This window comes from Streptomyces pinistramenti (assembly GCF_020564935.1).
Taxonomy (GTDB): Bacteria; Actinomycetota; Actinomycetes; order Streptomycetales; family Streptomycetaceae; genus Streptomyces; species Streptomyces pinistramenti.
The window spans coordinates 1-16,375 of record NZ_JAJCXB010000064.1 but is presented as its reverse complement, the minus strand read 5'-3'; the positions used below and the strand labels follow the sequence as shown (position 1 = coordinate 16,375).

Genomic DNA, 16,375 nt, shown 5'->3' with positions numbered 1-16,375 from the left:
AGTTCACCAGCCCAGCAGGGCGAAGGGGTCGTGGCCGGCCTCGTCCTCCGGATCGCCGGTGGGGTCGTCGGCGTCCGGTTCGGTGAAGCCGGTCGGGATGTTCAGCCAGGTGTGCCGTACGCGCCTGCTGGTGAAGCGGCGGGCGTGCGGGTCGAAGGAGACCGGTGCGTCGTGGACGAGATCGTCGCCGTCCGGGTCCTCCAGGGTCGCCGAGCGGTCGACGCGGGCCGGGTACAGCGGGCGGCCGGCGCCGCGTTCCCTGCCCAGGCCGGACGCGTACTCCTCGCGGGCCCGCCCGGACGCCTGCCAGGATTCCGCTCGCAGTGCCTCTTCGAGGCCGCCTTCGCGCAGGCCGAGGGAGACCGGCTGGGTCGGCGGGCAGGAGCGGCGGCCCAGCGCGAGCGGGAATCCGGGGGCGCGGACGGCCGCGTCGAGGGTGGTCAGGAGGTCGCGCGGGCCCGCTACGGCGGCGAGGAAGACGGCGTCCTGGAGGTAGTAGCGGGTCGTCACGTGGGTGTGTTTGACCGGGGATGTGGGTTTCTGGATTCCCTTGGCGGTGACGCCGGACTGGGGCAGCGGGCGGCCTCGGTAGTCGCTGACGGTGTGGTAGTCGCGCAGCAGGGTTCCTGGCTGGTCGACGCGGATGCCGAGCCGCAGCGACGTCAGTTCACCGAGCGGCTCCTCACGGGCGAGGCCGGAGGCGGCGGCGAGCAGGCCGATCACGCCGGACTTGGTGGGCTCCGGGTTCGTCTCGCGGCGGTTGAAGGCGCTGCGTGTGCCCCAGGACTGCAGGGGGCCGGCGAGGCGCAGCAGCAGTACGGCCCGGTCGCCGGGGGCCGGCCCGGGAGTGCGGGTGGTCATCGGACTGCCTGCTGGAGGGTGTCCGTGAGGTGCGCGCGGAGGGCGCTCACGAGCTGCGGGAAGGCAACTGGCTCGCCGAAGGCGTCCGTCAGCAGATCTGCGGTGCCGCCCGGTTCGGCGAAGGTGTGGCACAGGGCGGTGAAGGCCGGTGTCCCGCCCCAGTTGCGGATGCCCTTGGCGTGCTCGTCCGCCAGCTTGCGGGCGGAAGCCGCTGCGATGCCCGAGGCGGCGTGGACCGGCTCCTCGAAGGCGGAGACGAGGTTGACGGGCTGGTCGGTGCGGACGACGACGGCGACCAGGCTGGGCAGGGTGCGGTGCGCGAAGGAGTTCGCGTAACCGGTGGGCATGGAACGGGCGAAGGAGGTCACGAACTCCTCGACCGCGGTGACGGCCGCCGCCTCGTCGGTGAGATTGTGCAGGAGCTGGTGGAGTCCCACGGACGCATAGCGGTAGAGGGTGGCCGAGTTGAAGCCGATGGTGCCGATCATGCCGGCGCCGGTCTCCTCATCGGTCTGCTCGTCGTCGACCGCGGTGAAGTAGTCGAACTCCAGCTCCACCGCATGGGTCGAAAGGGCGTGGGCGACCTGCGTGGCGGCGTCGACGTTCAGGGCGGGGATGTCCGCGACCATGCGGCCGAAGAGCGCCACATCCATGGGGTGGCCGGTGCTGAACTTCTCCCGCACGGGCAACTCTGCGACTGCATCGGCGAGTTCGGTGTCATCCATCCCGGAGAGTTCGTCCAGCCGGTCCCGGACCAGGGCCGCCACGGCGTCCAACTGCCGTCGGCCGTAGAAGAAGAGGTAGGCGGTGTCGCCGTCCTTCTTGCCTGCGCTGATCTTCAGCTGCGCCAGCAGGGCACCCGCCAGTCGGGCACCGGTCCCGGCGTCCGTGTCGGTGCCGTCGGTGATCCGCTCGGTGAGCGCCGCGCCGATGCGGCGGGTGCGGGTCGCCAGGTCCTGCGGGGAGATCCGCTCGGCGAAGTGCGTACGAGTGGCGCGCTTCCACGCCTGTGAGGACACCCGGGAGCGGCGTACCCCGCCGAAGTACGCCTCCTTGGGGTTGCCCTGGTCGTCCCGGTTGAGGTTGGCCGGCGGGACGGTCTGGAGGATGTGGATGTCGATGTAGCAGTGGGACGCGGGAAGCGCCATGTGGCCGTCCTCCGGTGGATCGGATCGGTCGGTGGGTGGGGTATGGGTCGTCAGGGGCGCTGGGCGGCGGCCGGTCCGGCGGCGCCGGGCTGCGCGCCCCAGGAGTGGTAGGCGAGCCCCCACTCGCGGCGGACCCGCGAGCGGTCGTCGGGGAAGTGCCAGCGCCGGATGTCCCGCAGCAGCCGGTCATAGTCCAGCGGCTGCTGCACGGAACGGAGTTGGGTGACCAGTCCGCGCAGCCGGTGCACCAGCGCGGAGACGGACGTGGTGTGGACGGCGGCGGCGACCCGTCGGTCCACCGCCTCCTCGCCGTACCGCTCGTGGAGCGCGCGCAGTGCCCTGCCCGCGCCGGCACCCTGCTTGTGCATGGGCAGGCTCTGACTCTGCTGGTGCAGGCCGTAGAGCGACAGGGCCGCATGCTCGGCCACCAGCTCGTACGTGACCTGCCCGTCGGTCTCGGTGGTGTAGAAGGGCCAGAGTCCGGGGACCGTGAAGGCCGCATTCCCCAACCCGGCCCGCAAACCGGCCAGGTCCTCCCCCGGGGGCCGCATCGGCGCCCCCGTGGCAGGGTCGGTGCGCCAGTCGCCCTGGCTGTTCACGTACCGGTTCCAGTAGCGGCGCGGTCCGGTGGATTCGGCGGGGCGGGGCTGCGGGGTGGTGGACACGGCGTCCCCCTTCGATGGGATGCGGCAGGGAAGGCGTACAGGGTGCAGGCGGGGGAGGCGGGCCCGTGCGGGGCCGCCGGGTTCCGGACGAGTCCCGCTCAGCTCGTTCTGCGGGCGGCGGCGCGCCGGTGGAGGACCGCGTCCAGGCGGCCGCGGAAGGCGCGCTCGGCGGTGTTGAGGCGGTAGACGTGTTCCTTGCCGTCCTTGACCACGCGGCGACCGGTGAACAGCGGGGGCGCGGCGGCGGAGAAGACCTGTTCCGCCACCCGCCAGGTCGCCTGCTCGGCCTTGCGCTCCCACGCTTCCAGACCGCGTTCGGACAGCTCGAAGTCGTCACCGGCGGCACGCAGGCCCGCCAGGAGGCGCCGCACCACCGGGTCGAGTGTGTGCAGGAGGGTGTCGCCGGGGCGCTGCCCCTTGTCCCAGGGGATCGGTTCGGTGCCGGCGGCCCGACGGAGGTCGCCGGAGAGGTGGTTGACGGCAGCGGCGAGGCTCTCCGCCTGGTCCACGGCCTCCAGCAGCGCGCCGTAGACGATGCCTTCCGGGTCCAGCGCGGTGACCGGCAGCGGGATCTCGTCGAAGTAGACGTCCTCGATGACGGCCGACTGGTTGCCGTAGGCGATGCCGGTGAGCTCGACCTGGAGCGGATACGCCTGCGGCAGCTGCCGGCACATCTCACTGAGCCGCCCGATCACGACGCTGCTCTGGAAGCCGTTGCGGGTGGCCGTTGCCTCACGCTTCCGGTCTGCGGAGTTGACGGCCAGCAGGGCTCCGAGGCCACGCCAGGCGGCTCGCCCCGGCTGGTGCCTTCGGGGGCGCACGGCGGGTGCGGGCGCGCCCCGTGCGGACTTCGCGGCGCGGGCGGAAGGCCGCTCGATGACCCACGCCGTGTGCGGCTCCACGTCGGGGCTGAGATCGAGCCGGTCACCGGCGGCGACCACGACCCGGGTGACGTGCACCCCGGCGGGGCCCTCCTCGGGGAGGAGACGCATACGACGCGACTGCCAGGTCCAGATGTCGAGCAGCCCCCGGGCGGGCCGGGACTGCCAGGCCGGCGTGGCGCAGGAGAGGGTCTCCTCGACCCGTCCGTCCAGGGCGCGACGGCGCCACTGCGGCAGGTCGTCCGACAACGGCACCCGCCCGTAAGGGATGTTCAGCAGCAGCGTCTCGTAGAGGGTGCGTCCGATGGGCATGGTGACGCCGAGCTGCCCCAGCGGGCCGACGGGGTTTCCGGTGGTCTTGCCGGACTTCGCCCGCGGATCGCCGACGACACCCGTCTTGATGGCGGCGGTGTCCCAGCAGTGGGTGTGCAGCAGCCAGCGAGCGGCCTGCGCCGGGGTCAGCTCCAGCGGATCGCCCTCGGTGCGGGAGGAAAACAGGGGAACGTTGTTACCCGTGGCGGCGGTGGCCACCAGCAATGCCGAGCCCTTGGTCTCGTCTTTCGCCGTGCGTAACCCACTCACCTGCGCAAAGGGGGCCACCGGGTCGAAGAGCCCGAAGAGGTGGTGGTGCGCGTCCAGGTATGCGGCCAGCTTCTCCCGCTGCTTCTCCGTGAAGGCACCGGCCCGGAACATCCGCGTCCACTCGGTCGCGTCCCTTGGCGACCCGAGGGCGTCCACGACCAGGGGGAGCAGCAGTTGACGGAAAAGCGCAGGCTTCTGCGTGGGCAGGTCCACCACGAGATCCCGGAAGCGGTCCGCGTCCATGATCAGCCGACGCAGACCGACTTCCAGCGGGGCTCCGGCGTCTTGCGCATCAGGCTGCTCCGCTTCGCCCAACGGGCTTGCCTGAAGCCATGGTTCGTCCAGCAGATTGAACAACTCGGTTTCCCCCCAAGTTTTCGTCTTGCGACGCGAGAGCAGCGTGGCGCACACCCTCTCCCCCGCCTCGGACGGATGAGAAGATTTCAGCCGTCCCCGCACCCGGCCTTCCAGCCCACGGGATGTTCCACTTTTGCGTCTTCCGGACGCGACGGCCCCGCATCAGCGGGGGCGGCAGGCGGTGCGGGCATCCGTACGCACCGCCCGCGCACCACTCCCTTCCGGGCCGGCCCCGGTGTCCGCGTACGTCACCGAGAGGCCCTTCTCGTCGTCGTAGTGCAGCCGGTGATCCCCGAGTACGGCGCCGCCGCTCGCATCGAGGACGAGGGCCGGGCTGTACCGCAGCCTCGGGTGACCGAGCCAGCCGGGCAACGGGGTCAGTTGCCGGTTCGCCTCCGCCGCACAGCCGGCAGGCAGCCGCACCGTGCCGCCCAGCACTTCGTCCAGCAGTCCGTCGGACACATCGCCGTTGACGGTCAGCGCCCGGCCGGTCAAGGTCCGGTACGTGAGCCCGTCATGGACGACGAGGACAACCTCCGCCCCGGCCTCACCATCACGCACCACCGCGTCCAGATCGGCGTCCCTGCCCCCGCCGGGCACCGACGCATAGTGCAGCCCGGCGAGGGTGGCCCCTTCCTTGTCGCCGCGCCGGGTGAGGAGATAGCCGGCGGCCTTGTCGGCCCGCTCACGCTGTTCCTTTTCCCGGTCCAGCCGAGCCGCTTCCGCGTCCTCGCGCCACGCCTCGGGAACTGCCTCATCGACGCTCCCGTAGCCCGCCGCGACGAGTCCGGGAACCTGGCCGGGAACTGCCCAACCCCCTTTTCTTTCCCGGTCCTTGAACACCAATGCGGCAGTGCGGAGCAGCAGATGCCGCCCGTAGATGAACTCGGACGCGCCGAGGAACCGGGGTGCAGCTCCTCCGAGGGCCGCGGGATGCGCACCCGCGCCGTCCTCCCCCGTGCCTCCGCGCACGCCGGAGAAGCCGGTGATCACCACGCGGGGGAGGCGCAGCGCGTCCGGCCGCTCGACGCCGTGGTGGCGGTGCAGCCGCCCGATCCGCTGAAGCAGGAGGTCGATCGGGGCGAGATCCGTGATGAGCAGATCGGCGTCGACGTCGAAGGACTGCTCCGCGAGCTGTGTCGCGACGACGATCAGCCGCTCCGGCCGTTGTCCCGCCTCCTTCTCCCCCGGCGAGCCCAGCAGCCGCAGGCACCGCTCGGTGCGGTCCGCCCGCGCTCCCACGGCGATCCGCCCGTGCAGCAACAGCACGTCGTCGCCGAACTCCTCGCGCAACGCGCTGTAGAGGGTCTGCGCGCGGTGCACCGTATTGCGGATGACCAGCGCGCACCCGCCCGCCGCCAGCTCGGTACGCAAGCGGGTGACGACCGATGCATCAGCCCTCTCCTGTGCCTGCTGGACGAGTTCCCTCTTCGCCCGCCGGCCGGGAACCGCCTCCGGCATGAGGTCGAGGGCGACGTGCAGATCCGCGCGCCAGCCCTCGCACGCGTCGGTACGGCAACGGGGCCCGGATCCGTCCGGCGCCACCCACACCGACGTCACCGAGGGGTAGCCCTCGGGGGCGGGAAGGTCTCCTGCCGCGAACTCCTCGCGCGAGGAGGCGCCGGCCAGATACGCGTCGATCAGCTCACGCCGCTGCCGGGGAGGCAGCGTCGCGGACAGCAGCACCACCGGAACCCCGGCCTGCCCCAACCAACGCAACCCCTCCACCAGGAACTGGGACATGTAGACGTCCGCCGCGTGCACCTCGTCCAGCACCACGACCTTGCCCGCCAGTCCGGCCATGCGCAGCATCACGTGCTTGGTCCGGGTCGCCGAGAAGAGCAACTGGTCGATCGTCCCCACCACGAACGGACAGAGCAGCCCTCGCTTGGCGCCCAGGAACCACTCGGCGGGTCCACGGGACACCGGCCGCGCGACCCCGCCGTACAGAGCGGCGACCCCGTCTCCGTACAGCTCGTCGTCCGCACATTCCCCGTACTCGTCCACCCCGCCGAACGGAGCCTCGGGGTCCTGTCCGCCCCCCTCCAACAGCTCGCGCCACTCCTTGTTGAACATCCGCTTTCCGTGCAACAGCGCGACCTGCGAGGCGAGTTCCTCGTCAACAGCCCCGGCCCACTTCCTCACCTGCCCGAACATCGGGTCGCTGGTGGCCTGTGTCGGCATCCCCACGAACACGCCGTCCGCGCCGAACCGGGACGCCAGGATCTCCGCCGCCATCAGCGCCGCTTTGGTCTTGCCCTCCCCCATCGGCGCCTCGACCAACAGGAGTCCGGGCGCCGCCATACGCCGCGCCGCGTCCATGACCAGCGTCTGTGCAGCACGCGGAGCATGCCCGAACCTGTCCCTGAACGCCTCCGGCCCCGGCTCGGCGAGGCGCCCCCAGCCACCTCGCAGCCCAAGCCGCTGCCACGCCTCCCCCGCCCGCGTCCGCGCGCGTGCGATGCTCACGTCCGCCAGCCGGTCGATCCCCGGGAAGTGCCGCTCGTCACTGGCGATCCAGTCCGCCATCACGATCAGGCCGCTCACATGGAGCTGCGCCGCCCGCGACGGCACGCCCACCGGCTCGACCTCCGCCAGACCGCCGAATCCGAGCTCCATGGTGAACCGCTCCACCAACGACGACCGGGCCTCCGCCCAGGCAGGACCGCCGGCCAACTGCCCACGCCCCTTCCTGTCCGGGTACGTGGCAGCCAGGTCCGGGAACGCCCCGTGGTGCCCTGCCACCAGCGGCCACACCCAGTCCACCTGCTCCTCACACCATCCGGCCTCCGGCAGAACTGCCCGCAGCACGTACGCACCCGCCCGGTCGTGCCGCCACTTGCAGTGCGCCACAGTGGGTTCGTGCCACCCGAGGCCCGCCGCCCGCACCGCCTCCGCGCCCTTCGGCCACATGCGCTGAAACGCGGGTGTCGCTTTCCCGCAGTCGTGCACACCGCACAACCACGCGAAAAGGCGCCTCCCCTTGCCTCCCCCTCCGGCGATCCCTTCCAGCACCCTCCGAGTGGACGGAGCGAGAAACCCGTCCCAAATCCGCTCCGCCACCGCCGCCGTGTCCAGCAGATGCGACAGCAGCAGGTTCATCTTCCCGCCGGCTTTCTCCTCGGACTTGCCCCACAGCACACCGAGCGGATCGGCGACGCCACGCCTTCCGCCGTGCGGTAATTGACCTTCACTCATGACGCCCCCTGTGCCCGTTCCCCTGCTTCTCGCCAACTGGTTCCGGAGCATAGGGGCGGGCACTGACAACGCTCGGATTCCCGTCAACTCTGTTCGTTTTTGCATCTTTATGGAATTTCTCGCACGAGAAGGGACCGCAAATATGCCTCAAGGGGAATGAGGGGTGAGGCACGGGTGGGGGCGCGGGCCGGGCCGGCCAAGGCAGGTGAGCAGCAGGACATGTCGGCTCCGCAGGCGCGAGGGCGGCGAGTTGCGCCCGTTCTGCCCGGAACAACCCGGAGGTCGCGCAGACGCATCACCCGCTCGGAGAGGGGGTGTTCCTGGCACGGCAACGACACGGCCACCCCGGATACGCCCCGACCGTCCCGGCCGTCCCCGACCATCCCGGCTGCTTCGTCTCCTGTCGGCGCATGGTCCAGCACGATGGCCTTGCCTTCACGGAGTGTCCCGCCCCGCTGTAGACCAAACCACCGGCGACGAGGGGCCGTTCGGCATACCCCTGTCTGCTCTGCTTCCAACGACGGGCCGACTACCGGGCCCAAGTCGCCACCCTGGAAGCCGGAAGCCACGACCCGGTACCGTCGGCGCACCTGTTGAGAGTGCTGGAGGACATCAGTGCCGCTGTGTCCTCAGCCTGCGGGGCACGTGACATCGCCGACGCGACGCGACGAAGTGCAACCGCCGAGAACGGAGCCCATCCCATCGAGGAGGAGCCACTGTGCAACTAAAGAAAACCGGTGCAGAGCACGAGTAGAGTCGCTGGTCAAGAAGGGTGGGCCCCGCGGGTGCGGGGGTGTTCCGACCGCGGCTGACGGCCGTCGTGCTCAGCTCATGTGGGCCCCGCGGGTGCGGGGGTGTTCCACCAGGGAGGCCAGGACGCTGGGGTGCAGGCCCGTGGGCCCCGCGGGTGCGGGGGTGTTCCCGCTGGATCCACCACCTCGATCGCAGGCCCTACGTGGGCCCCGCGGGTGCGGGGGTGTTCCCTGCGACTGCTCCACCACCTGCTGTTGGTTGAAGTGGGCCCCGCGGGTGCGGGGGTGTTCCCTGGTCTCCAGTTTGACTCAGCGTTTCAGCGAGGTGGGCCCCGCGGGTGCGGGGGTGTTCCTGGCAGCCGGAAACCCGGACGATGGGGCCGAAGGTGGGCCCCGCGGGTGCGGGGGTGTTCCTCCAGGTGTCGACCAGCTGGAAAGGCGCTTCGAGTGGGCCCCGCGGGTGCGGGGGTGTTCCGCCCACCCTGATCTCGCCCCCGGCGACCACGAAGTGGGCCCCGCGGGTGCGGGGGTGTTCCGACGGACGCCCCGCACCTCTTCAGCCGGTCGAGGTGGGCCCCGCGGGTGCGGGGGTGTTCCCAAAATGGATTGTTGACATGCTGGGTGGGGAGTGTGGGCCCCGCGGGTGCGGGGGTGTTCCCCCAGATTCTTCGACAGAAGGCCGTTGACGATCGTGGGCCCCGCGGGTGCGGGGGTGTTCCGACGCCGGGCACGGACTTGGCCATCAGCTCGGCGTGGGCCCCGCGGGTGCGGGGGTGTTCCTTCGGCTACGTCGCCGTCAACCCCCACCACGCCGTGGGCCCCGCGGGTGCGGGGGTGTTCCCGCCCCATTCCTCAGCGAGCACGCGATCCGTCGGTGGGCCCCGCGGTTGCGGGGGTGGTCCGAGCGCGGAAGTGCCGGTCGAGCAGGAGTCACGAATACCAGGCGCGCGCACTCAAGAAGAAGCGGACTCCCGTCACCCCATAAACGCAGCACCTCGCCGCATCACGGCGCGGCGATCAGCGCGTACGTCACCCCGACCGGACGCCCGTCCCCGACCTGGCCGGAACGGTCCGGGGGACGGCCTCCCGCGCCCGACGTATTGGTGCCCGCTCCAACCGCCTGGCCCAGGTCGCTCCCGGCAGGGCAGGCCGACCGGCCGTCGGGGCGGCATCTCTCCCGGCCTTCTCGGTCTTCTCGGCCTTCTCGGCGGCTACGGACAGTGCCGGTCCGCCGCGAATTCCTGGACCTGCGCCACTTCCCTCCACACTCGGCACAACTTTAGACTTTGTCTAATGTAAGATGGTCTCCTAGACGTTTTCAGGAGGCCATCCCATGTACGAACCGATCCGCACCAAGTCGGTCCACACCATGGCCGCGGCCCCGGAGATCCCGCATCGCTCCCGCGAGGAGGAGCTGGACATCCGGCTCGCCGGACATCTGACCGCGCTGCTGACCGTCACCGACGAGCTGCGCGCCCTGGCATCGCAGGCCGAGGCGCACGGGCGGGGCGCCGATGCGCTGGCCGCTGCCGCCGACCGGATAGCCGAACAGGTCGCCCGTCTCAACGGCGGCCACTACCCGCTGCGTGCCGAGCCCACCGGTGGTGATCCGTCCCGTCTGCGGGCGCTTGAGCAGCGTGCGCGCACCCTCGCAGGCAATGCCCTGGTGGTCGCCACGTCCCGCGAGGACACTGCGGCGATGGCCCTGGCCGTGGAGCGTCTGGAGGCTCATGGCGCCACCGTCAGCGACCTGCCGGATCTCGCGACGGCGTAGCGGCCGCCGGGCACCGGTTTCCCGCGTCGGCACAAAAGCCGAGCGGGGCCCCGCACCAAGTACGGGGCCCCGCAAGCGCGGTGGCGCGGCGAGCTGCGCCGCGGGCATCAGCCCAGGCGCTGCACCAGCGCGCGGTACTCGTCCCACAGTTCCTTCGGCGCGTGGTCCCCGAAGGTGTTGAGGTGCTCGGGAATCAGCGCCGCCTCCTCGCGCCAGACGTTCTTGTCGACGGTGAGGAGGAAGTCGAGGTCGGCGTCGGACAGGTCGAGGCCGTCGGTGTCCAGCGAGCCCTTGGCCGGCAGCACGCCGATGGGCGTCTCGACACCCTCGGCCGTGCCCTCAAGGCGCTCGACGATCCACTTCAGCACCCGGCTGTTCTCACCGAAGCCCGGCCACACGAAGCGACCCTTGTCGTCCTTGCGGAACCAGTTGACGTAGTAGATCTTCGGCAGCTTGGCCTGGTCCTTGTCTGCACCGACCTTGACCCAATGCCCCATGTAGTCGCCCATGTTGTAGCCGCAGAACGGCAGCATGGCGAACGGGTCGCGGCGCAGCTCGCCGACCTTGCCCTCGGCGGCGGCGGTCTTCTCGGAGGCGACGTTCGCACCGAGGAAGACGCCGTGCTGCCAGGTCAGCGACTCGGTCACGAGCGGCACGGCGCTGGCACGGCGGCCGCCGAAGAGGATCGCCGAGATCGGCACGCCCTTGGGGTCCTCCCACTCCGGCGCGATGATCGGGCACTGGCCTGCGGGGACCGTGAAGCGGGCGTTGGGGTGGGCCGCCGGGGTCTCGGACTCCGGGGTCCAGTCGTTGCCCTTCCAGTCCGTGAGGTGCGCGGGCAGTTCCTCGGTCATGCCCTCCCACCACACGTCACCGTCGTCGGTGAGCGCGACGTTGGTGAAGACGGAGTTGCCCCACATCGTCTTCATGGCGTTGGCGTTGGTGTGCTCGCCGGTGCCGGGCGCGACGCCGAAGAAGCCGGCCTCGGGGTTGATCGCGTAGAGGCGACCGTCCTCGCCGAAGCGCATCCAGGCGATGTCGTCACCGATGGTCTCGACCGTCCAGCCCGGGATGGTCGGCTCCAGCATCGCGAGGTTCGTCTTGCCGCAGGCGCTCGGGAACGCGGCGGCGACGTACTTGGCCTCGCCCCGCGGCGGGGTGAGTTTGAGGATCAGCATGTGCTCGGCGAGCCAGCCCTCGTCACGCGCCATGACGGAGGCGATGCGCAGCGCGTAACACTTCTTGCCGAGCAGGGCGTTGCCGCCGTAGCCGGAGCCGTAGGACCAGATCTCGCGGTCCTCGGGGAAGTGCGAGATGTACTTGGTGGTGTTGCACGGCCACGGCACGTCCTTCTCGCCCTCGGCGAGCGGGGCGCCGAGCGTGTGCACGGCCTTGACGAAGAAGCCGTCCTCGCCCAGCTCGTCGAGCACCGCCTGTCCCATGCGGGTCATGGTGCGCATCGAGACGGCGACGTATGCCGAGTCGGTGATCTCCACGCCGATCGCGGAGAGCGGCGAGCCGAGCGGCCCCATGCAGAACGGGACGACGTACATCGTCCGGCCGCGCATCGCACCGCGGAAGATGCCCTCGGAGCCGGCGAAGATCTCCCGCATCTCGGCGGGGTCCTTCCAGTGGTTGGTCGGGCCCGCGTCCTCCTCCTTCTGAGAGCAGATGAAGGTACGGTCCTCGACCCGCGCGACGTCCCTGGGGTCGGAAGCGGCGTAGTACGAGTTGGGTCGCTTGACGGGGTCGAGCTTGGTGAACGTGCCCTTGTCGACCAGTTCCTCACACAGCCGCTCGTACTCCGCCTCCGAGCCGTCACACCAGACGACCCGGTCGGGCTGGGTGATCGCTGCGATCTCGTCGACCCAGGTGGTGAGTCCCTGGTGACGGGTCGGGGTGGTGGGAGCCGCGTTGTCGCGCGCCACGATCGCTCCTAGGTGAGGGTGTGGACGGATCGACGTCCGGTTCGCCCGGATGGATCCGCTTCTTTTGACTGCCTGCCCCTTGGGGGCTGCGACCCGGATGCTTCGTGACCGCTCATCCGGTGCCGACCGCACTCATTTGATCATCCGACCCTGACGGACATCTGTCCAGAGGGCACCTTCGTGACCGTCACCACTTCGGCACTGATCGGTAACCTACGGTCGCGTAGATAGCATGACCGGCATGACCTCCCCGCACGATGCCGCAGCGAGCCACCTTCCCCCCGTGCCCGCGGCGGCCGACGCGGGCTCCTCGGGCGCCGCGGAGGCCGCACCGTACAAGCCGAAACTGCGCGGCTGGCTGCACGCAGGCATGTTCCCCGCCGCCCTGCTCTCCGGCGTCATCCTCACCGCGCTCGCCGACAGCACCCGTGGCCGGATCGCCTGCGCGATCTACACCCTCAGCGCCTGCCTGCTGTTCGGCGTCAGCGCGCTCTACCACCGCGGCAACTGGGGCCCACGCGCCGACGGGGTGCTGCGCCGCCTCGATCACGCCAACATCTTCCTGATCATCGCGGGCACCTATACGCCGCTGACCATGCTGCTCGTGCCGGGTGGCCGCGGCCAGGCGCTGCTGTGGGCGGTGTGGGCCGCCGCGCTGGCCGGCATCGCGTTCCGGGTCTTCTGGGTCGGTGCACCCCGCTGGCTCTACACTCCCTGCTACATCGCGATGGGCTGGGCCGCCGTCTTCTTCCTCCCCGACTTCCTGCACACCGGCGGCATCGCCGTCCTGGTGCTGGTGGTCGTCGGCGGACTGCTCTACAGCGCGGGCGGCGTGATCTACGGCATCAAGCGCCCCAACCCCTCACCCCGGTGGTTCGGCTTCCACGAGGTCTTCCACTCCCTCACCCTCGCAGCCTTCGTGGTGCATTACGTCGGCATCTCCTTGGTCGCCTATTCGCACGCCTGATGCGGATGCCGCGGCGCAGCACGCGTACCGGCGTGGCCCGCGGGCGGGCACGTGGCGCGAAGACGTACGCGCCCGGGCTCCGCGAGGCGAGGTGCCCCGGGCCCTTCGCGGCCTGGACGCGTTCGCTCGGGGGGGCCCGCAGCCGCAGGGATTCCGTTCGCCCGTGGATACGGGACGGGCTGCGTTTCGTAGATCCCGCAGACGCGGGAATGATCCCTACCTCAACGCTCCAGAAGAGCTCGGCGCAACTAAAGGAAACCGGGGCAAGACGCGGATAAACTTGCAGGTCAAGAACCGTCGGCCCCGCGGGTGCGGGGGTGGTTCCCGCCCGTCCAATCACCTCCCCCACCGACTACGTCGGCCCCGCGGGTGCGGGGGTGGTTCCCCCTGCGGGTTGCCCCCGCCGAGGTGGGGGCGGTCGGCCCCGCGGGTGCGGGGGTGGTCCACCGAGATTGCGGCAGCACTCGCCTGGGTTGCCAGTCGGCCCCGCGGGTGCGGGGGTGGTCCGCCGCGCGGCAGCGCGCGGAAAGCGCGCGGCAGGTCGGCCCCGCGGGCGCGGGGGTGGTCCCGCCTGGCCCATCCGCCAGACGATGCGGCAGGCGTCGGCCCCGCGGGTGCGGGGGTGGTCCGGGCAGGACTGCGCGGAGAAGGTGGACAACCGGTCGGCCCCGCGAAAGCGGGGCCGACCCCAGCCGGCAACCATGCCGAGACCGATGCACCGAACTCGCCCCCTCCCCCGAGGGCAAGCGGCCCGGCGGCACCCTTTCCCGTCGTGCCACATCCGTGGCCTCCGGCGCTCTCGATGGCCGACAATGGTGTCCATGGTCTCTGCACGTACCTCCGCCGCAACACCGGCTGGAACACCGGCAATCGGGCTGCGTGAACGGAAGAAGATCCAGACCCGGCAGGCGATCCGGCGGGCCGCCTACCGACTCTTCGACGAGCAGGGCTACGACGCCACGCCCGTCGACCAGATCGCCGACGCCGCCGAGGTCTCGCCCAGCACTGTCTTCCGCTACTTCCCCACCAAGGAAGACATCGTGCTCAGGGACGCCTACGACTCCGTGCTGGAGGCCGCGATCCGGGGCCGCCCGGCCGGCGAACCGGTGGCCGAAACCCTGCGGCAGGCGGCCGTCACGGCGCTGCGCGCCCTGGTCGCCGGGGACCACGGCGAGCTGGTCCAGCGCGCGCGACTGATCCGCTACGTCCCAGCGGTGCGCGGCCGGACGGCGGAAAACCTCGCGCGGGACACGGAGTTGATCAGCGCGCTCCTGGCCGAACGGGCCGGACGCCCGGCCGGCGACCTGGAGGTACGGGTGATCAGTGCGGCGATTCTGGCGGCCCTCCAGGAGACGCTGCTGCGCTGGGCGGAGGAAATCGGGGCGCCGGGGGCGGTGGGCAGCCGGGCGGTGGACAGCGGTCCCACGGAGCTGGAGGCGATGATTCACCGCACGATGGACCTGCTGACGCGGGGGCTGACGCTGTCCTCGGACTGAGCACCGCCCGGCCGTCTGCAGGCAGCGCCTCCTGGAGCGGCGGCGCCATTCCCCGGGACGGCCGGTGCTTGGGCGGTCTGCTCCTGGGCGCCCGGCTCGCCGAGGCGGGCCGCGAGCCGGGCGCGCAGCTGGGAGAGCCGCGCTATCCGGTCGTCGAGGTCGGCCAGCCTGCGCCGGGCCACCGACTCCGCCACGCCGCACCGCGTCGCGCCGGGATCCCTGGGTATCAGGTCCGGCAGCCCGCTCGGCGGCAGGGTGCGCAGCAGGTGCGCGAACGCCCGCACGTCGCCGACCGTCAGGCCCGCCTCCCGAAGAGCACGCACCGCCCGCAGGCGGCGGACGTCCTCGGTGTCGTACTCGCGGTGCCCGGCCGGCGTCCGCCGGGCCGTCACCAGCCCCTGCTGCTCGTAGTAGCGCAGCGCCCGGGGCGTCATCCCGGCGGCCGCCGCCGCGTCCCCGATCCGCATCCGCCCCTCGTCGGCACGCATGTCAGCCGGTGGCTTCCCGGCCCCGGCCGGCGCCCAGGGCCCGTTCGATGCCTGCCGCGCAGTGCAGGACGTACGGATCCGCGCCGAAGGGGCCGACGATCTGGAGGCCGAGCGGCAGCCCGCCTGCGGAACGGCCCGCGGGGAGGCCGACCGACGGCAGTCCCGCGTTGCTCCACGGCAGGGACATGACGGACGAGCCGGTGGTGCCGAGGCCGAGCGGGGCCGCGCCGGTGGCGGCCGGGGCGATCCACAGGTCGATGTCGGCCTCCGCGCCTGCCGCGGCCAGCCGTTCGCGGAACGCGGCGCGCCGGATCCGGGCCGCTTCGTAGTCGGATTCCCCGATCGCGCGGCCTTCCCTGATCGCCTCGGCGGTCTGCTCCCGGTAGAGGTCACCGAAGCGCTCGAACCAGTCGGCGTGCACGCGGGCCACCTCGTAGCGGTTCATGGTGAACAACTGCGTGACGACGTCAGTGAAGTCGTCCATCAGCGGCACCTCGCGGACGGTATAGCCGGCCGCCCTCAGCAGCGCCCGCTGGTCGTTGAGGGCGGCCAGCGCCTCGTCGTCGGCGCGCCGCAGGTACGGGCCGACGGGCACGCCGAGCACCGGGAGCCGCGCCACCGTGCCGCCCGGATCCCCCGCCGCGTCCGGCGGGCCCGTCCCGTCCTGCGGGGCCGTCGGCCAGCCGTCGCAGAGCACCGAGGCGGCGAGCGTGACCCCCGCGACGTCCGATGCGTAGCAGCCCAGGGTGTCGAAGCTGAGGGCGTTGGGGATCACCCCGGCGGTGGGGATCCGGCCGAGGCTCGGTTTGAAGCCGACCACCCCGCAGTACGCTGCGGGCCTGATCATCGAGCCGACCGTCTGCGTCCCGATCGCCAGCGGCACCATCCCGGCGGCGACGGCCGCGGCCGATCCGCTGCTCGAACCCCCGGGTGTGTGGGCCACGTTGTGCGGATTGCGGGTCGGGCCCGGCGCGGTGACGGCGAACTCCGCCGTCACCGTCTTCCCGGCGATCACCGCCCCGGCGGCGCACAGCCGGTCGACGACCGCGGCCTGCGCCCCGGCGAGCACCCCCGGCGGCAGCGCCGACCCCGCGCGGGTCGGCAGCCCGTCGACCCGCACGATGTCCTTGACGCCGACCGGCACGCCGTACAGCGCGGGCTTGGCGGGCCGGTTGGCCAGATCCGGCGCGCCCGCCGTCGCGCTGTCCCACGCCTCGGCCGTGCGGCGCGCCGCCACCAGGCGCCGGGCCCGCCGCGCCGGGTCGGGGACGCAGGCCC

The 16,375-nt window shown here is 71.6% G+C and carries 11 protein-coding genes and 2 CRISPR repeat arrays; of the genes, 3 read left to right on the top strand and 8 right to left on the bottom strand.

From position 1 onward, the window contains the following. Positions 1 to 3: 3 nt before the first annotated feature. The 5 genes from cas5e to cas3 form a co-directional block, all read right to left on the bottom strand. A complete protein-coding gene (cas5e, locus tag LIU39_RS29875) occupies positions 4 to 861 on the bottom strand; it encodes a type I-E CRISPR-associated protein Cas5/CasD (protein ID WP_227050059.1) in 858 nt (285 codons plus the stop codon). Next, on the bottom strand, positions 858 to 2,009 hold the full coding sequence (cas7e, locus tag LIU39_RS29870) for a type I-E CRISPR-associated protein Cas7/Cse4/CasC (RefSeq protein WP_227050058.1): 1,152 nt from the start codon (positions 2,007 to 2,009) through the stop codon (positions 858 to 860). The genes cas5e and cas7e overlap by 4 nt, the downstream gene beginning before the upstream one ends. A 50-nt stretch (positions 2,010 to 2,059) precedes the next feature. Next, positions 2,060 to 2,674: a type I-E CRISPR-associated protein Cse2/CasB gene (casB, locus tag LIU39_RS29865; protein WP_227050057.1), complete on the bottom strand. Its 615-nt coding sequence runs from the start codon at positions 2,672 to 2,674 to the stop codon at positions 2,060 to 2,062. A gap of 98 nt (positions 2,675 to 2,772) precedes the next feature. Beyond that, a complete protein-coding gene (gene casA, locus LIU39_RS29860; protein WP_227050056.1) occupies positions 2,773 to 4,494 on the bottom strand; it encodes a type I-E CRISPR-associated protein Cse1/CasA in 1,722 nt (573 codons plus the stop codon). Between the two features lie 162 nt (positions 4,495 to 4,656). Further along, complete coding sequence (gene cas3 / locus LIU39_RS29855; RefSeq protein WP_227050055.1) at positions 4,657 to 7,692, bottom strand: CRISPR-associated helicase Cas3'; 3,036 nt, start codon at positions 7,690 to 7,692, stop codon at positions 4,657 to 4,659. 772 nt (positions 7,693 to 8,464) lie between these two features. Beyond that, positions 8,465 to 9,346: a CRISPR direct-repeat array (repeat unit 28 nt; unit sequence GTGGGCCCCGCGGGTGCGGGGGTGTTCC). Between the two features lie 431 nt (positions 9,347 to 9,777). Here cas3 and LIU39_RS29850 point away from each other — a divergent pair. After that, the gene (locus LIU39_RS29850; RefSeq protein ID WP_227050054.1) at positions 9,778 to 10,218 is read left to right on the top strand and encodes an SCO4983 family protein; all 441 of its coding nucleotides are present in this window, start codon (positions 9,778 to 9,780) and stop codon (positions 10,216 to 10,218) included. 107 nt (positions 10,219 to 10,325) lie between these two features. On the opposite strand, the gene LIU39_RS29845 is transcribed toward LIU39_RS29850, so the two are convergent. Further along, on the bottom strand, positions 10,326 to 12,146 hold the full coding sequence (locus LIU39_RS29845) for a phosphoenolpyruvate carboxykinase (GTP) (protein ID WP_227050053.1): 1,821 nt from the start codon (positions 12,144 to 12,146) through the stop codon (positions 10,326 to 10,328). 241 nt (positions 12,147 to 12,387) lie between these two features. On the opposite strand from LIU39_RS29845, the gene trhA reads away from it, so the two are divergent. Together trhA and LIU39_RS29835 are read left to right on the top strand one after the other, a co-directional pair. Next, positions 12,388 to 13,113 carry a PAQR family membrane homeostasis protein TrhA gene (gene trhA, locus LIU39_RS29840; RefSeq protein WP_227050052.1) on the top strand — a complete coding sequence of 242 codons (726 nt, stop codon included), beginning with the start codon at positions 12,388 to 12,390 and terminating at the stop codon, positions 13,111 to 13,113. Between the two features lie 296 nt (positions 13,114 to 13,409). Then, positions 13,410 to 13,740: a CRISPR direct-repeat array (repeat unit 26 nt; unit sequence GTCGGCCCCGCGGGTGCGGGGGTGGT). Between the two features lie 194 nt (positions 13,741 to 13,934). After that, positions 13,935 to 14,609, top strand: a complete 675-nt coding sequence (locus LIU39_RS29835) for a TetR/AcrR family transcriptional regulator (protein ID WP_227050051.1) — start codon at positions 13,935 to 13,937, stop codon at positions 14,607 to 14,609. Here LIU39_RS29835 and LIU39_RS29830 read toward each other — a convergent pair. Both LIU39_RS29830 and LIU39_RS29825 read right to left on the bottom strand, forming a co-directional pair. Beyond that, positions 14,558 to 15,097 (bottom strand): MerR family transcriptional regulator, encoded by a 540-nt coding sequence (locus LIU39_RS29830; RefSeq protein ID WP_227050050.1) that lies wholly within the window; start codon positions 15,095 to 15,097, stop codon positions 14,558 to 14,560. The genes LIU39_RS29835 and LIU39_RS29830 overlap by 52 nt on opposite strands. Position 15,098: 1 nt before the next feature. Beyond that, positions 15,099 to 16,375 (bottom strand): amidase (locus tag LIU39_RS29825; protein WP_227050049.1); only part of this gene is annotated, 1,277 nt, incomplete at its 5' end.